This window comes from Lachnospiraceae bacterium oral taxon 096 (genome assembly GCA_018141845.1).
Classification (GTDB): Bacteria; Bacillota; Clostridia; order Lachnospirales; family Lachnospiraceae; genus F0428.
Genome location: CP073340.1, coordinates 410,878 through 429,074, shown reverse-complemented (window position 1 = coordinate 429,074; position 18,197 = coordinate 410,878). Strand labels below are relative to the sequence as shown.

Sequence of the window (18,197 nt, the reverse complement as noted above, 5' to 3'; positions counted from 1 at the left end):
ACTATTTTTTTAGGTCTATCTTTGCTATGATAGAGAGAAAAAAGAGGAGGATAAAGAGGATAAAAATGAAAAATGATTTTTCTAAGGGGAGCGTCTCCTCCAATATCTTGAGTATGGCTATTCCCTACACAATTGCCCAATTGGTCCAAGTTCTCTATAATCTGGTGGATAGAATCTACATTGGGCATATGGCAAAGGATGCAAGTTTAGCTCTGACAGGAGTGGGGCTGACATTTCCTATTATTTCCATTATTTCAGCATTTGGCTTTTTGTTTTCTAGTGGAGGAGCACCACTTTGCTCCATTGAGCGAGGAAGGGGAAATCATGAAAAAGCAAAAAAACTTCTTGGCAACTGCTTTTCCATGTTGATTTTTACAGCAATTTTGATGATGTTGATTTTTTACATTTTTATGCGTCCAATTTTATTTGCCTTTGGTGCATCAGAGGCGACCTATGTCTACGCCAGTCAATATTTAGTTATTTATTTGCTGGGAACAATATTTACTATGGTCAGCAGTGGAATGAATGCCTTTATTAATGCACAGGGATTTAGTAGGGTTGGAATGGCGACAACGGTTGTGGGGGCTGTTGCCAATAGTATTCTTGATCCAATTTTTATTTTTGGATTGCATTTGGGAGTGAGAGGAGCGGCCATTGCCACAGTCATCAGCCAATTTTTAAGTTTTCTCTGGGTTATGCTGTTTTTAACAGGAAAACAGCCAATGTACACGATTCAAAGAAAATATATGCTTGTCAATGATTTTACTATAATCAAGCAAGTTCTTGGCCTAGGGCTTTCGGGATTTACCATGGGAGTGACCAATTCCTTGACACAGATTGTGTGCAATGCCACGCTCCGCCAATATGGTGGTGATGTCTTTGTGGGAGCAATGACCATTATTAATTCCTTGCGAGAAATTTTTACTTTGGTTGTGCAGGGAATTACCTATGGTGCACAGCCTGTGCTGGGATTTAATTTTGGTGCAAAACAGTATAAAAGAGTAAAGGAAGGTATACGATTTGTCAGCATTTTGGGTGGAGGTTATACCGTGCTTGCTTGGCTGATGGTCAGCCATTTTCCAGAATTTTTTATTCGACTCTTTACTAAGGATGAAATCTTAGTTGCAACAACCATTCCCAGCCTTCGCATCTTTTTTATGGGATTTTTTATGATGAGTCTTCAATTTTGTGGTCAGTCCATCTTTGTGGCTCTTGGCTATAGCAAATTTTCTATCTTTTTTAGTTTATTGAGAAAGGTAATTATTGTTGTGCCAATGACCATTATTTTGCCGCATTTTATGGGGGTGCACGGCGTATTTTATGCAGAGCCAATCAGCAATTATGTGGGAGGAATTGCCTGCTATGTGACAATGCTTTTGACGGTGTGGCGAAGTCTTAGTAGAAAAGAAAAGGTTTAGAAAAAGAAAAGTAACAACTAAAAAGTTGTGAAACTGTGAAAAAAATGTGTTGGATTTTGTGAGACTTTCCTCCTATACTGTACACAAATTCGTACAAGGTTTTGGTTTAGGGAGGAAATAATATGAAAATGACAAAGAAAGTTTTTGCAGCACTTGCACTTATCGCTGCGGTTTCGCTCGCAGGTTGTGGAAATAGTACAAACACAACTAACACAAAAGATGCAGCTTCATCGACAGCAAAGAGTACTGACAATAAAGATGCAGCTTCATCAGCAGCAAAGACTACGGACAATAAAAATGCAAAGAAGATTCGATTTGCCACTGGTGGAACAACAGGTACCTACTATGCTTACGGCGGTGTCATTTCACAGACATTGCAAGAGGTTCTTCCAGATATCTCATTGACTGTACATTCCTCAGGTGCGTCAAAGGCAAATATTTTTGAGATTGTGGACGGCGAGGCAGATATGGCCTTAGTTCAAAATGATGTTGCCGATTATGCTTATAAGGGAACAGATCTCTTTGAAAAGGATGGTCCAAGCAAGGGATTTTCTGCATTGGGCGGAGCATATTCCGAAGTCGTTCAGGTTGTAGCAAACTCTTCTATTAACTCGATTGCTGATTTAAAGGGCAAGACCGTTTCTGTCGGCGATGCAGGATCAGGTACAGAGTTTAATGCTCGCCAGTTATTGGATGCCTATGGACTAAGTTTTAATGACATCAAGGTACAAAACTTAAGCTTTGGCGACAGTGCAGAGGCACTAAAAGATGGAAAGATTGATGCTTTCTTCTGTGTGGCTGGTGCACCAACAACAGCCGTTGTTGAGCTTGCCACAACCAATAGCATTCATGTATTGAGTGTGGATGAAGATAAGATGCAAGTATTAAAGAGCAAGTATCCATTCTACACCGAGTATAAGATTCCAGCAGGTACTTATAAGGGCGTGGACAACGAGGTGACATCAGCTGCAGTAAAGGCAACCTTTATTGTATCGGATAAACTCGATGAGGACACCGTATACCAGATGACCAAGGCCATTTTTGAAAACAAGAGTAAAATTGCTCATGCAAAGGCTGAGCAGCTCGATCCAAAGTTTGCCGTAGAAGGAATTACCATTCCATTCCATCCAGGTGCACAAAAGTACTATAAAGAAGTTGGAGCAATGAAATAATGAAGGAAAGAACGCTGCCGTGCATACTGCTAGGTATTGCGACAGCGTTACTTTGTTGCTATTGTGTTCTTATAACGAAAACACTTGTTCTTTCTGGAGAGAATGGACAAATCTTTTTGAAAGTCCCTGTTTGGGATGGGACGCAATTTTCTGTGACCTTTATCCACTCGGTGCACAAGAGTCCATTGACAGACTACTATGAAATTCATGGCAAAGACATCTATGTGATCAAGACCAAGTATTTTGATTTTGGTGCAGGTGTTCAAACGGAGCTAGAGGATGGTCAAAAACTAGAGTATACGCCAGATGGTGGAATGTTGATCAGTGGCTTTCATCAAAAGATGAATCCACTCATCTATGTTGTGGGAATGGTCAGCGACCACACCCTTAAAGTGAATCAAAGGATCTATAGCTTGAGGGACATCTGTGGACGGGGAGCAGAAGTTACCTTTTCTGTCGAGTAAGGAGGAAGTATGAATACGGAAGTAGAGAAGAATCTCGATGAGATTATGAAAAAATATGATAAAGAGTCAAATGTCAGAGTGTTTGATGGAAAATTGAGATGGGTTGTCTTGATTTTGCTCGCTGCATTTTCTGTCTTTGGCATTTATATGAATATGTTTGCCATGTGGGATGTGCGTGTGGGAAGAACGCTATTTGTGGGCTGTGTCATTTTCCTAACCTTCTTTGTCTATCCAGCGAAGAAGAGTCACTTAAATAAAGTCAATTTTATGCCTTGGTATGATATGGTGCTCGCAGTTGTTGGTGCAGCCAGCTATTTTTACTTTGTAGTTCATGCCAACCGCATTATCAATAGTGCAGGACGAATTCATCAAATGGATATGATTGTTGCCGTTGTTGGTATTTTGATCCTACTTGAGGCTTGTAGAAGAAGTGTGGGTATTCCGATTATTGTTGTAGTAGTAGCCTTTCTTGCCTATGCGGGATTTGCAGGAATTCCATTTAGAAAGATTCTCTACAATCTCTTTTATACCACAGAAGGTGTCATTGGAACTCCAATTTCTGCCTGCATCACCTATATTGTGATGTTTATTATTTTTGGTGCATTTTTGGAGCGATCGGGTATTTCTGATTTCTTCATCTCGATTGCCAACTCCATTGCAGGTGCATCTAGTGGTGGTCCTGCAAAGGTGGCCGTGATTTCCTCCGCTCTTTGTGGAATGGTTTCAGGTAGCTCTGTGGCCAATACGGTAACCACAGGAAGTATCACAATTCCAATGATGAAAAAGACAGGATATCGCCCAGAGTTTGCGGGTGCAGTTGAGGCCGCATCTTCAACAGGTGGACAGATTATGCCACCAATTATGGGAGCAGCAGCATTTTTGATGGCAGAGACAACTGGAATTAAGTATTCCACCATTGTTCTTTCAGCAATTTTACCTGCAATTCTTTACTTTGGTGGCGTATTTATTATGGTTCACTTGGAAGCAAAGAATCTTGGACTAAAGGGAAGTGATCGCTCAGAGCTTCCAAATTTCTTTAAGTTATTGTTTAAAGATGGATATCTCTTACTCCCACTTGTAGCCTTAGTTGCGATGATTATGAATGGCTTCACTATGGGAAGAGCCGCACTGATTGCGACGATTGTTGTGATTGTCATTAGTATGTTTAAGAAGGAGACAAGAATCACACCGGGAAAGGCACTTGATGCCATGCAGGCCGCAGCAAGAAGTGTAGTTTCTATTGCTGTAGCTTGTGCAGTGGCAGGTATTATTGCTGGTGTTGTGACAATGACTGGACTTGGTCAGACCTTGATTTCTACCATTACTCAGGTGGCAGGAAATAATCTCTTGTTGGCATTATTCTTTACCATGCTTTCTTGTATTGTTTTGGGTATGGGTATTCCAACAACAGCAACTTATGTCATTATGGCCACGACTTGTGCACCAATTCTGATTGATGGTATGGGTGTCAATTTATTGGCTGCACATATGTTTGTATTCTACTTTGGTATTGTTGCTGATATTACACCTCCAGTTGCATTGGCTGCCTATGCAGGAAGTGCGATTGCAGGTTCAAACCCAATGAAGACAGGATTTGAGGCATGTAAGTTGGCGATTGCCGCATTTATTGTGCCATATATTTTTGTCATGAATCCATCGATGCTTCTTGTGGGAGCAACCCCACTTACGGTAGTTACCATTATTATTTCAGCAGTATTGGGTATCTTTAGCGTCTCCATGGGTGTCGCAGGATTTTATATGACAAAGTTAAATCCAGCACTTCGTATTCTTTCGATTGTTGTCGGATTGGCAATGCTCTATCCAGGAATTCGCTCGGATATCATTGGATATGTATTCTTTGCAGCAATTACCATCTATCAGTTGGTCAAGAGCAAAAGAGCACAGGATGCAGTGAATGCAACTGTATGAAAGGATAAATAACATAATCAAAAATTTAGAGGAGGACTTTCAAGATATCATCTTGGAAGTCCTCCTCTTAGTATGTTGAAAATAAATAAAAAAGAAAGAAATACACAGATAAAATATACAAAAATACCATTAAAGATTGAAAAAGAATGGAGTAAATGCTAATATGTAACTATAATAAACGGCGAGGTATACTTATAATCAAAAAGGAGGAAAGAGTATGAAAAAGTTTGGCGTGGCATTTGCATTGACAGCGATATTGTCAGGTTCCTTTGCGTTGACTGCTTTTGCTGGTTCGTGGCTTACAGCAAAGGATGGATGGTGGTATAGGTATGATGATGGCTCCTATCCAGTGTCACAGTGGGTTTGGCTGGACGGAAACAATGACGGCGTGTATGAATGTTATTACTTTAATCAATGGGGATATCTTCTCACGAATACCCTCACGCCAGATGGCTATTATGTCGATGCCAATGGTGCTTGGGTAGCGGATGGAGTTGTACAGACTAGAGGTCAGAAAAAGCAGTCAGGCGGTTTTAGACAAAATTGGATCTATGGAACTTATGAAATTCATGGTGTCATCGATGGAGAGATGGAAGTGGACTATTACAGTGACAGCGATATGGATTATGTCAAGATAGAGGGAGTAAACAGCTCATTGCCATATCATCTAGGAGAATTTACGGGAACTGTCAAGTATAAAAATGGCAATCAATATATTGCTACCAATGATGATGGCGGTTTTATCAAGTTTACTTACAATGGCGACAGCATCGATGTGACAGACAATGGTGGGCTGTTTGGATTTGTTGGTGCAGGTTTTAGAGGATTTTTGGGAAGATACAATAAGGTTCGTGACCTGTCAAATAATGTTTCTTAGTTTTTGTAATAAAAAAGCATCGCAAGCAAAGTTGCGGTGCTTTTTTTGTTATGAGGTCTTTTTTCTTTTTTCTTGGCAGGTTTTGCAATAGCCATAGAGAATCAAGGAGTGCCCTTCTATTGTAGAAATTTCTTCATTATTTTCTGCATAGCGATGAAGGGTTCGACTGCTTGGGTGCATAGTTAAATCAATGATCTTTCCACACTCCTTGCAAATAAAATGGGAGTGATCATCCGTTACAAAATCGTAGTGCTCTGTGCCGTCACCACAGGAAATTTTGCGGATTTTCCCAGCATTGGTGAGAAGATTGAGATTTCGATAGACAGTGGCCAAACTGATTTTGGGATCTTCCTCTCGAAGAGATTGAAAGAGTACATCTGCAGTCGGATGGTCACGACGCCCTTCTAAGCATTTCATCAACGCCTCTCTTTGGCGGCTGTAATTTAAGGTTTTCATTTCTTTCTCCTATACAATAAAAATAAGAATAGTTATTATTTAGTTTATAGGGGAAGATAAGGGTTTGTCAACGCTTTCTGTATTTTTTCTGTGAAAAAACTTCCAACTAGGCAAAGATATGATATAATAAGCAAATAATGTTTTTTCAGAGAAGGAGAAAAAGATGGCAGAAGAGACAATGAAGGATTTTGAAAAGGAAATTGAAGAGTCCTTAAAAAATAGGAAAAAGTATGAAGATCCAGATGCAGGCAAGTGGGATTTGCTTGCCAAGATGAAGGATGAAAAGCAAGTCGTTGAGGTAAAGATTACAGAAGTTGTCAATGGCGGTTGTGTGACAGAGCTTGAGGGAGAGAGAGCATTCATCCCAGCAAGCCAATTGTCGACAAGTTATGTGGAAGATTTAAACAGCTATCTCAACAAGCGTCTGGAGGTCATTGTGATTACTGCAGATGAGGAGAAGAATCGATTGGTGCTCAGCCACAGAGAGATTGAGCGTGCAAAAGAGCAGGAGAAGAAGGCAGAGGCTGTGGCTGCTGTTCGTGAGGGTGATGTCTACACTGGTGTGGTAGAGAATATCAAGGACTATGGTGCATTTGTCAAATTAAATGATGATGTGACAGGATTATTGCACATTTCTCAAATTTCACATAATAGGGTGAAAAATCCAGCAGCGGCATTAAAGGTTGGAGAAGAGATTAAAGTCAAGGTCATTGGCATTAAAGAAGGAAAGATTAGCCTCTCAAAGAAGGCATTGGAAAAGGCTGTGGGAGAGATCACAAACGAAGAACCAACAGAGAGATTTGACTATAAGGAAAGTGGAGAGGCTGCAACAAACTTAGGTGCATTGTTAAAGGGATTAAAATTATAGGGGGTGATAGCCTATGAGTAAAGATACATTGAGTGCTGGTCAAAAGATAGAAGAGGAATTGACCTGGCAATATCCTCACATTGCAAAGGAGGCACCAGAACAAAAGGAGCTTGCCGATACCTTTGCACAGGGATATAAAAAGTTTTTGGACGAGGCAAAGATTGAAAGGGAATGTGTTTGCTTTGCGGTAGCAGCCCTTGAAAAGGCGGGATACACGGTGTTTGATCCAAAGAAGGAGTATAAGCAAGGGGACAAGGTCTATAGTGTCAATCGAGGTAAGTCCATTATTGCGACCACTTGGGGAAAAAAGGATATCTGTGAGGGAGTTCGCATCAATGGTGCCCACATTGATTCTCCGAGACTTGATCTAAAGCCAAACCCACTCTATGAGCGTAAGGAATTGGCTTACTTTAAGACTCACTACTATGGTGGAATTCGAAAGTATCAGTGGGTGACCATTCCACTGGCCATGCATGGCGTGATGATAAAGAAAAGTGGAGAGGTTGTGCATGTAAATATTGGAGAGGACGAGAATGATCCTGTCTTGTATATTAGTGACTTGTTGCCACATCTTTCTGCAAAGCAAAATCAGAGAACACTGGCCGATGGCATTCGTGGAGAGGAATTGAATATTATTTTGGGTTCCCTGCCATTTGAAGACAAGGAAGTTAAGGAGCCATTTAAATTACAAGTTCTTTCGATTTTGCACGAAAAGTATGGCGTTACCGAGAGAGATTTTGCTCGTGCAGAGCTTGAAGTTGTGCCAGCAACAAAGGCAAGAGATGTGGGACTTGACCGCTCAATGATTGGGGGCTATGGTCAAGACGATAAGATTTGTGCATACACAGCATTGATGGCAGAGATTGAATGTAAAAATCCACTCTACACATCCGTAACAATTTTGACTGACAAAGAAGAGATTGGATCAATGGGAAATACAGGACTGGATTCTGGCTATGTCTATGACTATCTTTGTTATTTAGCTCAAAATAAGGGAGCAGATGTCAAGGAAGTTTGTGCCCATTCGGCCTGTTTATCTGCAGATGTCAATGCGGCATATGACCCAACATTTTCAGATGTCTATGAGGAAAATAATTCCTGCTACTTTAACCACGGCTGTGTGCTCACAAAGTACACAGGTGCAAGGGGAAAGGGAGGATCTTCCGATGCCAGTGCAGAATTTATGGCAAAAGTCATAGACATTATGGATAAAGCGGGTGTATACTGGCAAATCGGAGAGCTTGGCGCAGTAGATGTCGGTGGCGGCGGAACTATTGCGAAATTTGTGGCTGAAATGAATATTGATGTGGTGGATCTTGGCGTTCCAATTATTTCCATGCACTCACCATTTGAGCTTTCAAGTAAGCTCGACTTATATAATACATATTTAGCTTTTAAGGCTTTTTATGAAGAATAAATGCGTATAGGAGAGAATAATGAGAAAGAAAAAATTAGCAATCGTTGCGGTATGTGCAGCATTATCTGTGGCAGCGATGACAGGATGTTCAAAGGGCGGTGATGCCAAGAAGGATTCATCATCTTCATCACCAAAGGCTAGTATTGAGACAGTGACAACACCACCAGAGACGGAGTCTTTGTCACAGCCAGACAACTATGGTACAGCAACTGTAAAGCCTGAGTCTTATAAGGGCATTGCAGTTACCATCACAGATCCTACAGTATCCGATGAAGTTGTACAGCAGCAGGTAGATGCAGCACTCAGTGCAGCTACAGAAAAGATTGAGATTACTGATCGTGCAGCACAAAAGGATGACACCGTAAATATTGACTATGTCGGCAAGATTGATGGCAAGGAATTTGATGGTGGAAGTGCAAAGGGATATGACTTAAAGCTCGGTAGCGGAACATTTATCCCAGGTTTTGAAGACGGATTGATCGGTGCAAAGAAGGGCGAGACAAAGGATGTCACTGTGACCTTCCCTAAGGACTATCAGGCAAAGGATCTTGCAGGAAAGCAGGCTGTATTTACAGTGACAGTCAATGGCATCTACAATGAGAAAAAGCCAGAGCTTACCGATGAGTGGGTAACAAAGCAGACCAATGGTGCACAGACAACAGTTGATGCTTATAAGCAAAACATTAAGGCAACATTGGAAAAGCAAAACAGAGATCAGGCCATCTGGCAACAGGCCCTTCCAAAGATTGTTGAAGCAGCAGATATTAAGCCAGAGCAGGCGGCCATTGACTATGAGTATAAGTCACAGTTAAATAACTACAAGATGCAGATTTATCAATATATGCAGACAAATCTTGAAAACTATGCAAAGCAGTCAGGTACAACCGTTGAGCAGTTGGAGAAGGATATGAAGACTGCGGCAGAAACTTCAGTAAAGCAGCAGATCGTAGTCAATACAATCTTTGATCAGGAGAAGTTAGAGATTACAGATGACGATTACAAGCAGGCTTTTGGTAGCTCAAAGGAAGATTTGATTAAGACCTATGGTCAGCAAAACATCGAAACACCACAGGTACAAACAAACTTAAAGTACTACAAGGTAGCTAGAGTGGTTATTGACAATGCCAATGTAACTACAAAGCCAGCAGAGACAAGTGCAGCAGCAGGTGAGTCAGCAGCAACTACAGCAGCAGGTGAAACAACCGCTACAACTGCGGCAGGAGAGACTACAGCAACAACAGCAGCAGGAGAAACACAAGCAACTACAGCAGCACGATAAGAAAAGGAATCGCTATGTCTCAGAAAATACTTTTTTTCGATATTGATGGGACACTGACAGATGAAAAGACAGGCGAGATACCTGCCTCAGCACACCGAGCAGTTGAAGCGGTGCGCAGGGCAGGTCATCTGGTCTTTATTAATACTGGTCGTGTGGAATGTATGGTCAAGCCTGTCTTAGAAAAGATCAGTGTCGATGGTGTGCTCTGCGGTTGTGGGACACAAGTTATTCTTGATAATCAAACCATTTGGCAACAGCGCATTCCTAGAGAGCGTGGAATCGAAATTAAAAAAAATATGGAAAAATATCGCATAGAGGCAATTTTGGAGGCACAGCAAGGAATTTATTTTCCAGCAAGACCATTTCGCCATGGTCAAGTTTTAGAGAACGCATTTGAAGCTTTTCAGACAATGTGGCCGACCTTTGATAATGCCTATGCGAGAGAAGACTTTGACTTTGATAAGTTTGTGATATGGACAGATCCAAAAAATCCAATGGAGGATAAACAGGGATTTTTTCAAACAATTTCTGATTTTACCATTATTGATCGTGGTCAGGGAATGTATGAATGTGTTCCTGAGAATGTATCCAAGGGAAGTGCCATTGATATGATGCTTGAGCGTTATCAGATTGCACCAGAAAATGCCTATGTCTTTGGAGATAGTGGCAATGATCTTTCGATGTTTACCAGTGTGGCAAAAAATCGCATTTTAATGGGGGAGCATGACCCAATTCTTGAGCCACATGCCACATTTGTGACAAAAAATGCCTCAGATGATGGCATTGATTATGCAATAAAAATGCTAGAAATTGTGTGAGGTGAAAAATGATTTTTCATGATATTTGGTTAGATGTACAGGCTGTAAAGGAGAGAGACCCAGCGGCAAGAAATTCTCTCGAAGTGTTGCTTCTCTATCAGGGCGTGCATGCATTGATATTTCATCGCTTTGCCCATTTTTTCTACAAAAAGAAAAGATATTTTATTGCAAGATTGATCTCACAAATTGCAAGAAAATGGACACTTATCGAAATTCATCCGGGGGCACAACTTGGCCATGGCATTTTGATTGATCATGGTGCTGGGGTTGTCATTGGAGAAACAGCAGTTGTCGGAGACAATTGCACGATTTATCAAGGTGTTACCCTTGGCGGTGTGGGAACAAATAAGGGAAAGCGTCATCCAACCCTTGGAAAGAATGTGACCGTTGGTTGTGGAGCCAAGATTTTGGGTGCATTTGAAGTTGGTGACAATTGTAAGATTGCTTCCAATGCTGTCCTTTTAAAGGGAATTGAAAGTGATGTGACCGCAGCGGGCATTCCGGCCAGACCTGTGCGAGTGGCCGGTGTTGCTGTGCCAAAGGAAATCAATATTGATTTTACACAGATGCAGCTAGAGATTGACCTCTTAGCAAAGAGAGTGGAGGAACTAGAAAAGAATGCTCCAAATGCTCAACAAAAAAAAGAGAAGAATGAGTCAAATGAGTAAATTACAGTGCCTGAGTGCAGAGATAAATGCAAAAGCAAATGCAGAAATATTTCCTGTGCTTCAGGCATTTTCTGTACCTGAGGACAATGGCTATTATGTCTATATGGTCTGTTGCAGTGACAACACCCTCTACACAGGTTGGACAACCAATGTAAGAAAGCGTCTAGATACCCATAATGCAGGAAAAGGGGCAAAGTACACAAAAATTCGCCGACCAGTTCGACTTGTCTATGTGGAGGAGTTAGCGTCAAAGCAGGATGCCATGAAAAGAGAATATGCCATCAAACAATATACAAGAAAAGAGAAAGAGAAGTTAATATGGGCCAAATGGAAAGAAAAATAGAAAATGTGGAAGTGCTCTATGAGGACGGTCAAGTTCTTGTTGTCGTAAAACCGGTTGGAGTTGCTGCACAGTCCTCTGGCACACTGGCACAAGATATGGTAAGCTTAATAAAGAATTATCTTGTGACAAAAAAGGAAAAAACCTATGTCGGTGTTGTCCATCGACTTGACACTCCAGTCGGTGGCATTATGGTGTTTGCAAAGACCAAGGAAGCCGCCGCCAATTTAAGCCAACAAGTCAGTGAAAGAAAGATTCAAAAAAAGTATTATGCACTGGTCTGTGGACAATTTGATTTTTCTGTGGATAACTTTTCAAAATCAAGGAAAATGGTGGACTACTTGGTCAAAGATGAAAAGTTAAATCTTTCAAGGATTGCAAGTCCAGATGAAAAGGGAGCAAAAAAGGCAGAGCTTGAGTATCAAGTGTTAAAGACAAAGGAGATGGATGGCGAAATCGTCAGTCTGGTAGAAATCACCTTACATACAGGTCGCCACCACCAAATTCGAGTGCAAATGGCAGGGGAAGGTCATCCCCTTGTTGGCGATCGAAAATATAATACAAACAGTAAAATCTATGCAAGAAATATTGCATTGGCATCGGTGTATTTGGGATTTTATTTGCCGAGTAAAAAGGGCGACCAATATGTGGAGTTTTTTAAAAAACCAAGTGGTGGACTGTGGGAAAATTTTTTATAATATAACAGCCAGAAAACCCATGGTCTTTAGACCGTGGGATGAATGGCGTTAGGTTTACAACATATATATTTTACTTAAATACTATCATTTAAAATGTATGCTATAATACATATATAGGAAATCCTATTTCCGAGTCTATGAAAGGAGAAAATCGTATGTATCTTACTGTAAAACAACAAGTGAAACATCTGTCCAAGGAAGATTACATCACAATCAGGGAACTTTGTCATACGGCTAAGAATCTTGCTAATGAGGCAATCTATAATGTGCGTCAGCATTATTTTACAGAAGGTGAATTTCTCAAGTATGAGAAGAATTACACTCTTTTAAAGAATAGTCCTAATTATAAGGCCTTAAATTCCAATATGGCACAGCAGATACTGAAAGAGGTTGATGGTTCGTTTCAGTCATTTTTTGGTCTGCTTAAACTTGTCAAGCAGGGAAAATATACTTTTATGGATTGTAAACTGCCACATTATCTTCCAAAAGATGGATACACAACACTGATCATTGGTTTTGTAAGACTGAAGGGTAATCAGCTGACACTTCCGTTTTCCAATAGTTTTAAGAAAACGCATAAGTCTGTTGAAATTACGATACCACCCATACTTCTTGATAAGACGATAAAAGAGATATGCATTATACCGAAAGCGAATGCAAGGTTCTTTGAAATCCAGTATATATATGAAGCTGAATGTATTCAAAGAAATCTAAACACAAACAACGCACTTGCACTTGACCTAGGTATCAACAATCTCGTCACAGCCGTATCAAATAGTGGTCAATCGTTCATTATTGACGGGAAAAGACTGAAATCGATCAATCAGTGGTTCAATAAAGAAAATGCCCGTTTGCAATCGATAAAAGATAAACAGCATTTTAGTAGAAAGCCTACAAATAGACAAAAAGCAGTTGCTTGTAATCGCAACAATAAGGTGAACGACTATATGAATAAAACTGTTCGTAGGGTGATAGATTATTGTATCATCAATAATATAGGTACGCTTGTTGTTGGTTACAATGAGACTTTTCAACATAACAGTCATATTGGAAAGCAAAACAATCAAAATTTTGTAAATATCCCTTATGGACAGTTGCGTAACAAATTGGAATATCTTTGCAAACTAAATGACATTGTTTTTGTAAAACAGGAAGAATCCTATACATCGAAATCATCTTTTTGGGATAGAGACGATCTCCCTGTTTACAATGCCGATAATCCAAAAGAGTATCCGTTTAGTGGCAGAAGATTACATCGTGGTCTATACAAAATGGCAAGTGGTAAAACAATCAATGCAGATGTTAACGGAGCATTAAATATCATGCGTAAAAGTAGTGTTGTGGATATGAATATCCTATACAGTAGAGGCGAAGTGGACACGCCGATAAGAATAAGGATTGCCTAATTACTTAGGTGGAAACTTAAATATCAAACTTCTTAAATAGAGCTGTTAGGCTCTTAGAAGCCCATTACCTTTAGGTGATGGGTAGTTCACAGGAGGAAAAGAAAATGAAATTAGCAGAGGCATTACAGGAGAGAGCAGATCTGAACAGAAAAATTGAGCAACTGGACTCAAGACTTTGCAACAATTGTCTTGTACAAGAGGGGGAAAAGCCACTCGAAAATCCTGAGGAATTATTGCAAGAATTAGAGTATAGTGTTGGAAGACTAGAGTATTTGATGGAGAGAATCAATATCACCAATAGTAAGACATTGGTCGATGGAAAGACAATGACCGCTTGCATCGCCAGAAAAGATGCATTGATTCTCAAACAAAGAGTTCTAAGAAATATCATAGAAGAAGCAAGTCAAAATACACATCGTGCAACGAGAACAGAAATTAAGATTTTATCGACAGTGGATGTGGCAAAGATTCAAAAGCAAGCAGACGATATTGCAAAGGAAGTTCGCCTGCTCGACAATGCTCTACAGGCAAGCAATTGGACAGTGGAATTGGAAGAATAAATCCATAGATAGATGGCATAAGAGACAGAGGTAAGTGAGGGAGAAAGGAAGATGAATAAACAGCAATTAGCAGCAAAAATTTGGGAATCGGCAAATCGTATGCGCTCAAAGATTGAGGCGTATGAGTATAAGGATTATATCTTGGGATTTATCTTCTATAAGTTTATCTCTGATAAGGAAATCAACTGGCTTATAGAAAATGGTTGCCAGAACAGGGAAGAAGCAATGGAAGAGCTACAAAATGAGGAAATTCACAGTGAGATTTGTGATGATTTAGGATATGTGATTACCTATGAAAATCTCTTTCAGACTTGGTTAGACAAGGGGCTTGATTTTGGAGTTGATGATGTGCGTTTAGCTCTTAGTAAATTTTCTGATAGCATTGAAGGGGAGAAAGCAAGGGCGGTATTTGGCGGAATCTTTAATACTTTGGAAACAGGACTGAGTAAGCTTGGAGAAAATACACAGGCACAAAATAGAGCGGTGAGGGAGCTCGTTCACTTGATTAAGGACATTCCAACGGATGGAAAACAGGGCTATGATGTTCTGGGTTATGTCTATGAGTATTTGATTGAAAAGTTTGCTTCTAATGCAGGAAAAAAGGCAGGGGAATTTTACACACCACATGAAGTGTCAGCTCTAATGGCAGAAATTGTAGCTGATCATTTAAAGGGATGCAAGGAGATCAATGTCTATGATCCGACTTCAGGTTCAGGATCTTTGTTATTAAATATTGGTGAAGCTTGGCAAAAGTATGAGAATGATAAAAATGCGATTCACTACTATGCACAGGAATTAAACACCAATACCTATAATTTGACTCGAATGAATTTGGTTATGAGAGATATCAATAAGGACAACATCACAGTGAGAAATGGAGATACATTGGATAATGACTGGCCAATTTTTGATGAAGTTGACCCTGTGGGCACTTATCAGAGAAAGGCCGTCTCTGCAGTTGTCAGCAATCCACCCTATTCACAGAGCTGGGATCCGAGCAAACATGATGGAGATCCTAGATACAGCGAGTATGGCTATGCACCAAAAGCCAAGGCAGATTATGCCTTTTTGCTGCATGATCTCTATCACCTAGAACCAGAGGGCATTATGACTATTGTTCTTCCCCATGGCGTATTATTTAGAGGGGGAGAGGAAGGACGGATTCGAACCAACTTAATTGAAAAAAATAACATTGACACCATTATCGGATTGCCTGCAAATATTTTCTTTGGAACAGGAATTCCGACCATTGTCATTGTATTAAAGAAAAATAAGACTTCTAGAGCTATTCTCTTTATTGATGCGTCCAAAGGATTTATCAAGGAGGGAAAGAGCAATAAGCTCCGTGCCTGTGACATCCGAAAAATTGTTGATACCGTTCGTGCAAGAGCAGATATTGAAAAATATTCTCGCCTAGTTGGCATCGAAGAAATTAGAAAGAATGATTACAATCTCAATATTCCAAGATATGTGGATTCCTCAGAAGATGCCGAGAGCTGGGATATCTATGCTTCAATGTTTGGCGGAATTCCAGAGAGTGAGTTGAAAAAATTTGCAAAGTACTTTGCCGTTTTTGATCATCTCAAAGAAGAGCTATTTCACAGTGATGGAAATTATGCCAACTTGGTCGTGGAAACAGATCAGTTGCCAAAGATATTGAGAGAAAATCAAGGAGTACAAAAGTTTCAGGAAAATTACAGAGAAAAATTTGCTGACTTTACAGAAAAGCTTTCCAAGAATCTTATTGACCATGCAGAAAGTGTAAGAATTCAGGCAACAGAGGAGGATATTGTCAAAGATATTTTTGAGCGTCTTGGCGATATTCCATTGGTTGATAAGTATGAAGTCTATGAAATTTTTAAAAAGGCATATGGTGGCATTGCAGGTGATTTAGAAAACATTCAAAAAGAGGGAATCAATGCTGTTCGTATGGTCGATCCCAACATGGTACTCAGAAAGAAGAACAATCGAGAAGAGGAGCAACAGGATGGATGGAAGGGACATATTTTGCCATTTGACCTCGTACAAAGAGTACTTCTCAAGGACAAACTGGCAGAAGTAGAGGAGAAGAAAAACCGCCTTACAGAAATTCCATCTCGCATAGAGGAAATTTTTGAGGAACTTTCAGAGGACGACAAGGAAAGTATTTCAGAGACACTCAATGAAGATAATACAGCTTTTGTCATCAAAACCATTCCAGCAATGATAAAGGCACTCAAGTCTGAGGACAGCGAGGAGAGCAAGAGCCTTGTGGAAAAACTAGAGGAAGTGGATGCACTGACAAAAGAGGAAAAGAAGCTAAAGTCAGAAATTAAGGCAGGAGATGATGCACTTCACTTGGAGACGAGAGATCGGATTGAAAATTTGAGTGATACAGAGGTTGTTGAACTTTTGCAACAGAAATGGATTGTGCCAATTTATGATGAGATTATTGCTATCTCAATAAAGGTTGTCGATGAATTTAAAAAGGGCATTGAGGCATTAGTAAATAAGTATGCCGACACATTTGAGGACTTGGAAAAGGAAATTCAAGATACTCAAGACGAGCTTTCAAAAATGCTGGGCGAATTGACAGGTTCAGAGACCGACCTTGCAGGAATTCGGGAACTTCAAAAACTTTTGAGCGGGAGGGAGCACTAGTGGAAGAAAAGAAAGTACCTGCATTGAGATTTAGAGGTTTTGATAACGCTTGGGAACAACGACGGGTAGGGGAGTTTCTTTCTATAAGCAAAGTTCCAGGACATACAGGATTAAATGCGAAGAAGTTGACTGTAAAATTATGGGGTAAGGGTATCATAGAAAAGACAGATAAACTGAGTGGAAGTGAGAATACTAGATATTATGTGAGATATGCTGGTCAGTTTATGTATGGGAAATTAGATTTTCTTCATGCAGCATTTGGAATAGTTCCTGACGATCTTGATAATTATGAGTCTACATTAGATTCTCCTGCATTTGATCTTCATAATATAGATGGAAAATTTTTATTGGAAAGAGTTACTCAAAAAGATTTTTATCTTAGAAATGGGATGACTGCTAATGGTAGTAGAAAAGCAAAGCGAGTACATGAAGATGTATTTTTAAATATGGATTTGGTGGTAACTTCATATCAAGAGCAAGAGATAATAGGAAAATTTTTTAATAAGCTTGACCACCTCATATCCCTTCATCAGCGTAAGTTAGAAATGCTGAAAAAAGTAAAAAAATCAATGCTGGAAAAAATGTTTCCAAAAAATGATGCAAAAGTTCCAGAACTTAGATTTAGTGATTTTACTGACGCTTGGGAACAACATAAGGTTCGAGAAGTCGCAGATAGATATGATAATCTTCGCATTCCTGTGGCTGCAAATCTTCGTATTTCTGGCTCGACTCCTTATTATGGAGCAAACGGAATACAAGATTATGTTGACGGTTATACTCACGAAGGCGAGTTTGTTCTTGTTGCTGAGGACGGGGCGAATGACCTCAAAAACTATCCCGTAAAGTGTGTAAAAGGGCGTATTTGGGTGAACAACCACGCCCATGTGCTGCAAAGCAAGAATGAAATTGCAGACAACAAGTTTCTCGCATTTGCTATCAGTCAAGCAGATATTGAAGCATTACTGGTTGGCGGGGGTCGTGCCAAGTTGAATGCAGAAACACTTATGGAAATTAATATGCTTTTACCTAAAAAACAAGAACAGGTGTCGATAGGCAACTATTTTACCAATCTCGACCACCTCATATCCCTTCATCAGCGTAAGCTGGAAAAACTGAAAAATATCAAGAAATCTATGCTCGAAAAGATGTTTATAATATAACAGCCATTCATCCCATGGTCTTTAGAC

17 protein-coding genes are annotated in these 18,197 nt (G+C 40.0%); 16 read left to right on the top strand and 1 reads right to left on the bottom strand.

Going from position 1 to position 18,197, the window contains the following annotated elements:
• Window positions 1–26: 26 nt before the first annotated feature.
• The 5 genes from J5A74_02110 (at window position 27) to J5A74_02090 (ending at window position 5,860) form a co-directional block, all read left to right on the top strand.
• Complete coding sequence (locus J5A74_02110) at window positions 27–1,418, top strand: MATE family efflux transporter (protein ID QUI96162.1); 1,392 nt, start codon at window positions 27–29, stop codon at window positions 1,416–1,418.
• Between the two features lie 128 nt (window positions 1,419–1,546).
• Window positions 1,547–2,590 (top strand): TAXI family TRAP transporter solute-binding subunit, encoded by a 1,044-nt coding sequence (locus tag J5A74_02105; protein QUI96795.1) that lies wholly within the window; start codon window positions 1,547–1,549, stop codon window positions 2,588–2,590.
• The gene (locus J5A74_02100) at window positions 2,590–3,054 is read left to right on the top strand and encodes a DUF1850 domain-containing protein (protein QUI96161.1); all 465 of its coding nucleotides are present in this window, start codon (window positions 2,590–2,592) and stop codon (window positions 3,052–3,054) included. The genes J5A74_02105 and J5A74_02100 overlap by 1 nt, the downstream gene beginning before the upstream one ends.
• Window positions 3,055–3,063: 9 nt before the next feature.
• On the top strand, window positions 3,064–4,983 hold the full coding sequence (locus tag J5A74_02095; protein QUI96160.1) for a TRAP transporter permease: 1,920 nt from the start codon (window positions 3,064–3,066) through the stop codon (window positions 4,981–4,983).
• Window positions 4,984–5,200: 217 nt separating this feature from the next.
• Window positions 5,201–5,860 (top strand): hypothetical protein, encoded by a 660-nt coding sequence (locus J5A74_02090; GenBank protein ID QUI96159.1) that lies wholly within the window; start codon window positions 5,201–5,203, stop codon window positions 5,858–5,860.
• A 48-nt stretch (window positions 5,861–5,908) separates the two neighbouring features.
• On the opposite strand, the gene J5A74_02085 is transcribed toward J5A74_02090, so the two are convergent.
• Entirely contained in the window at window positions 5,909–6,316 is a 408-nt protein-coding gene (locus J5A74_02085) for a transcriptional repressor (protein ID QUI96158.1), read from the bottom strand.
• 163 nt (window positions 6,317–6,479) lie between these two features.
• Between J5A74_02085 and J5A74_02080 the strand changes: the two genes are divergently transcribed.
• From J5A74_02080 to J5A74_02030, 11 genes are all read left to right on the top strand, one after another.
• Window positions 6,480–7,184 (top strand): S1 RNA-binding domain-containing protein, encoded by a 705-nt coding sequence (locus J5A74_02080; protein ID QUI96157.1) that lies wholly within the window; start codon window positions 6,480–6,482, stop codon window positions 7,182–7,184.
• Window positions 7,185–7,197: 13 nt separating this feature from the next.
• Window positions 7,198–8,601 carry an aminopeptidase gene (locus J5A74_02075; protein QUI96156.1) on the top strand — a complete coding sequence of 468 codons (1,404 nt, stop codon included), beginning with the start codon at window positions 7,198–7,200 and terminating at the stop codon, window positions 8,599–8,601.
• A gap of 19 nt (window positions 8,602–8,620) precedes the next feature.
• Window positions 8,621–9,880, top strand: a complete 1,260-nt coding sequence (gene tig / locus J5A74_02070) for a trigger factor (protein ID QUI96155.1) — start codon at window positions 8,621–8,623, stop codon at window positions 9,878–9,880.
• Window positions 9,881–9,894: 14 nt separating this feature from the next.
• The gene (locus J5A74_02065; GenBank protein ID QUI96154.1) at window positions 9,895–10,698 is read left to right on the top strand and encodes an HAD family phosphatase; all 804 of its coding nucleotides are present in this window, start codon (window positions 9,895–9,897) and stop codon (window positions 10,696–10,698) included.
• Window positions 10,699–10,706: 8 nt separating this feature from the next.
• Window positions 10,707–11,366 (top strand): serine O-acetyltransferase, encoded by a 660-nt coding sequence (gene cysE / locus J5A74_02060; GenBank protein ID QUI96153.1) that lies wholly within the window; start codon window positions 10,707–10,709, stop codon window positions 11,364–11,366.
• Window positions 11,359–11,709 carry a GIY-YIG nuclease family protein gene (locus J5A74_02055; GenBank protein ID QUI96152.1) on the top strand — a complete coding sequence of 117 codons (351 nt, stop codon included), beginning with the start codon at window positions 11,359–11,361 and terminating at the stop codon, window positions 11,707–11,709. The genes cysE and J5A74_02055 overlap by 8 nt, the downstream gene beginning before the upstream one ends.
• The gene (locus J5A74_02050) at window positions 11,694–12,404 is read left to right on the top strand and encodes an RNA pseudouridine synthase (GenBank protein ID QUI96151.1); all 711 of its coding nucleotides are present in this window, start codon (window positions 11,694–11,696) and stop codon (window positions 12,402–12,404) included. Before J5A74_02055 ends, J5A74_02050 begins: the two co-directional genes overlap by 16 nt.
• 155 nt (window positions 12,405–12,559) lie before the next feature.
• Window positions 12,560–13,810, top strand: a complete 1,251-nt coding sequence (locus J5A74_02045) for a transposase (protein ID QUI96794.1) — start codon at window positions 12,560–12,562, stop codon at window positions 13,808–13,810.
• 104 nt (window positions 13,811–13,914) lie between these two features.
• Window positions 13,915–14,370 (top strand): DIP1984 family protein, encoded by a 456-nt coding sequence (locus tag J5A74_02040; protein ID QUI96150.1) that lies wholly within the window; start codon window positions 13,915–13,917, stop codon window positions 14,368–14,370.
• 51 nt (window positions 14,371–14,421) lie between these two features.
• A complete protein-coding gene (locus J5A74_02035) occupies window positions 14,422–17,010 on the top strand; it encodes a type I restriction-modification system subunit M (GenBank protein ID QUI96149.1) in 2,589 nt (862 codons plus the stop codon).
• A gap of 581 nt (window positions 17,011–17,591) precedes the next feature.
• Window positions 17,592–18,170, top strand: a complete 579-nt coding sequence (locus tag J5A74_02030; GenBank protein ID QUI96793.1) for a restriction endonuclease subunit S — start codon at window positions 17,592–17,594, stop codon at window positions 18,168–18,170.
• Window positions 18,171–18,197 lie beyond the last annotated feature (27 nt).

Coding starts and splice junctions, on each gene's coding strand:
- cysE (QUI96153.1), top strand. CDS start 10,707: ATGATTTTTCATGATATTTGGTTAGATGTACAGGCTGTAAAGGAGAGA.
- J5A74_02080 (QUI96157.1), top strand. CDS start 6,480: ATGGCAGAAGAGACAATGAAGGATTTTGAAAAGGAAATTGAAGAGTCC.
- J5A74_02030 (QUI96793.1), top strand. CDS start 17,592: ATGTTTCCAAAAAATGATGCAAAAGTTCCAGAACTTAGATTTAGTGAT.
- tig (QUI96155.1), top strand. CDS start 8,621: ATGAGAAAGAAAAAATTAGCAATCGTTGCGGTATGTGCAGCATTATCT.
- J5A74_02055 (QUI96152.1), top strand. CDS start 11,359: ATGAGTAAATTACAGTGCCTGAGTGCAGAGATAAATGCAAAAGCAAAT.
- J5A74_02090 (QUI96159.1), top strand. CDS start 5,201: ATGAAAAAGTTTGGCGTGGCATTTGCATTGACAGCGATATTGTCAGGT.
- J5A74_02100 (QUI96161.1), top strand. CDS start 2,590: ATGAAGGAAAGAACGCTGCCGTGCATACTGCTAGGTATTGCGACAGCG.
- J5A74_02085 (QUI96158.1), bottom strand. CDS start 6,316: ATGAAAACCTTAAATTACAGCCGCCAAAGAGAGGCGTTGATGAAATGC.
- J5A74_02035 (QUI96149.1), top strand. CDS start 14,422: ATGAATAAACAGCAATTAGCAGCAAAAATTTGGGAATCGGCAAATCGT.
- J5A74_02045 (QUI96794.1), top strand. CDS start 12,560: ATGTATCTTACTGTAAAACAACAAGTGAAACATCTGTCCAAGGAAGAT.
- J5A74_02050 (QUI96151.1), top strand. CDS start 11,694: ATGGAAAGAAAAATAGAAAATGTGGAAGTGCTCTATGAGGACGGTCAA.
- J5A74_02040 (QUI96150.1), top strand. CDS start 13,915: ATGAAATTAGCAGAGGCATTACAGGAGAGAGCAGATCTGAACAGAAAA.
- J5A74_02105 (QUI96795.1), top strand. CDS start 1,547: ATGACAAAGAAAGTTTTTGCAGCACTTGCACTTATCGCTGCGGTTTCG.
- J5A74_02075 (QUI96156.1), top strand. CDS start 7,198: ATGAGTAAAGATACATTGAGTGCTGGTCAAAAGATAGAAGAGGAATTG.
- J5A74_02065 (QUI96154.1), top strand. CDS start 9,895: ATGTCTCAGAAAATACTTTTTTTCGATATTGATGGGACACTGACAGAT.
- J5A74_02110 (QUI96162.1), top strand. CDS start 27: ATGATAGAGAGAAAAAAGAGGAGGATAAAGAGGATAAAAATGAAAAAT.
- J5A74_02095 (QUI96160.1), top strand. CDS start 3,064: ATGAATACGGAAGTAGAGAAGAATCTCGATGAGATTATGAAAAAATAT.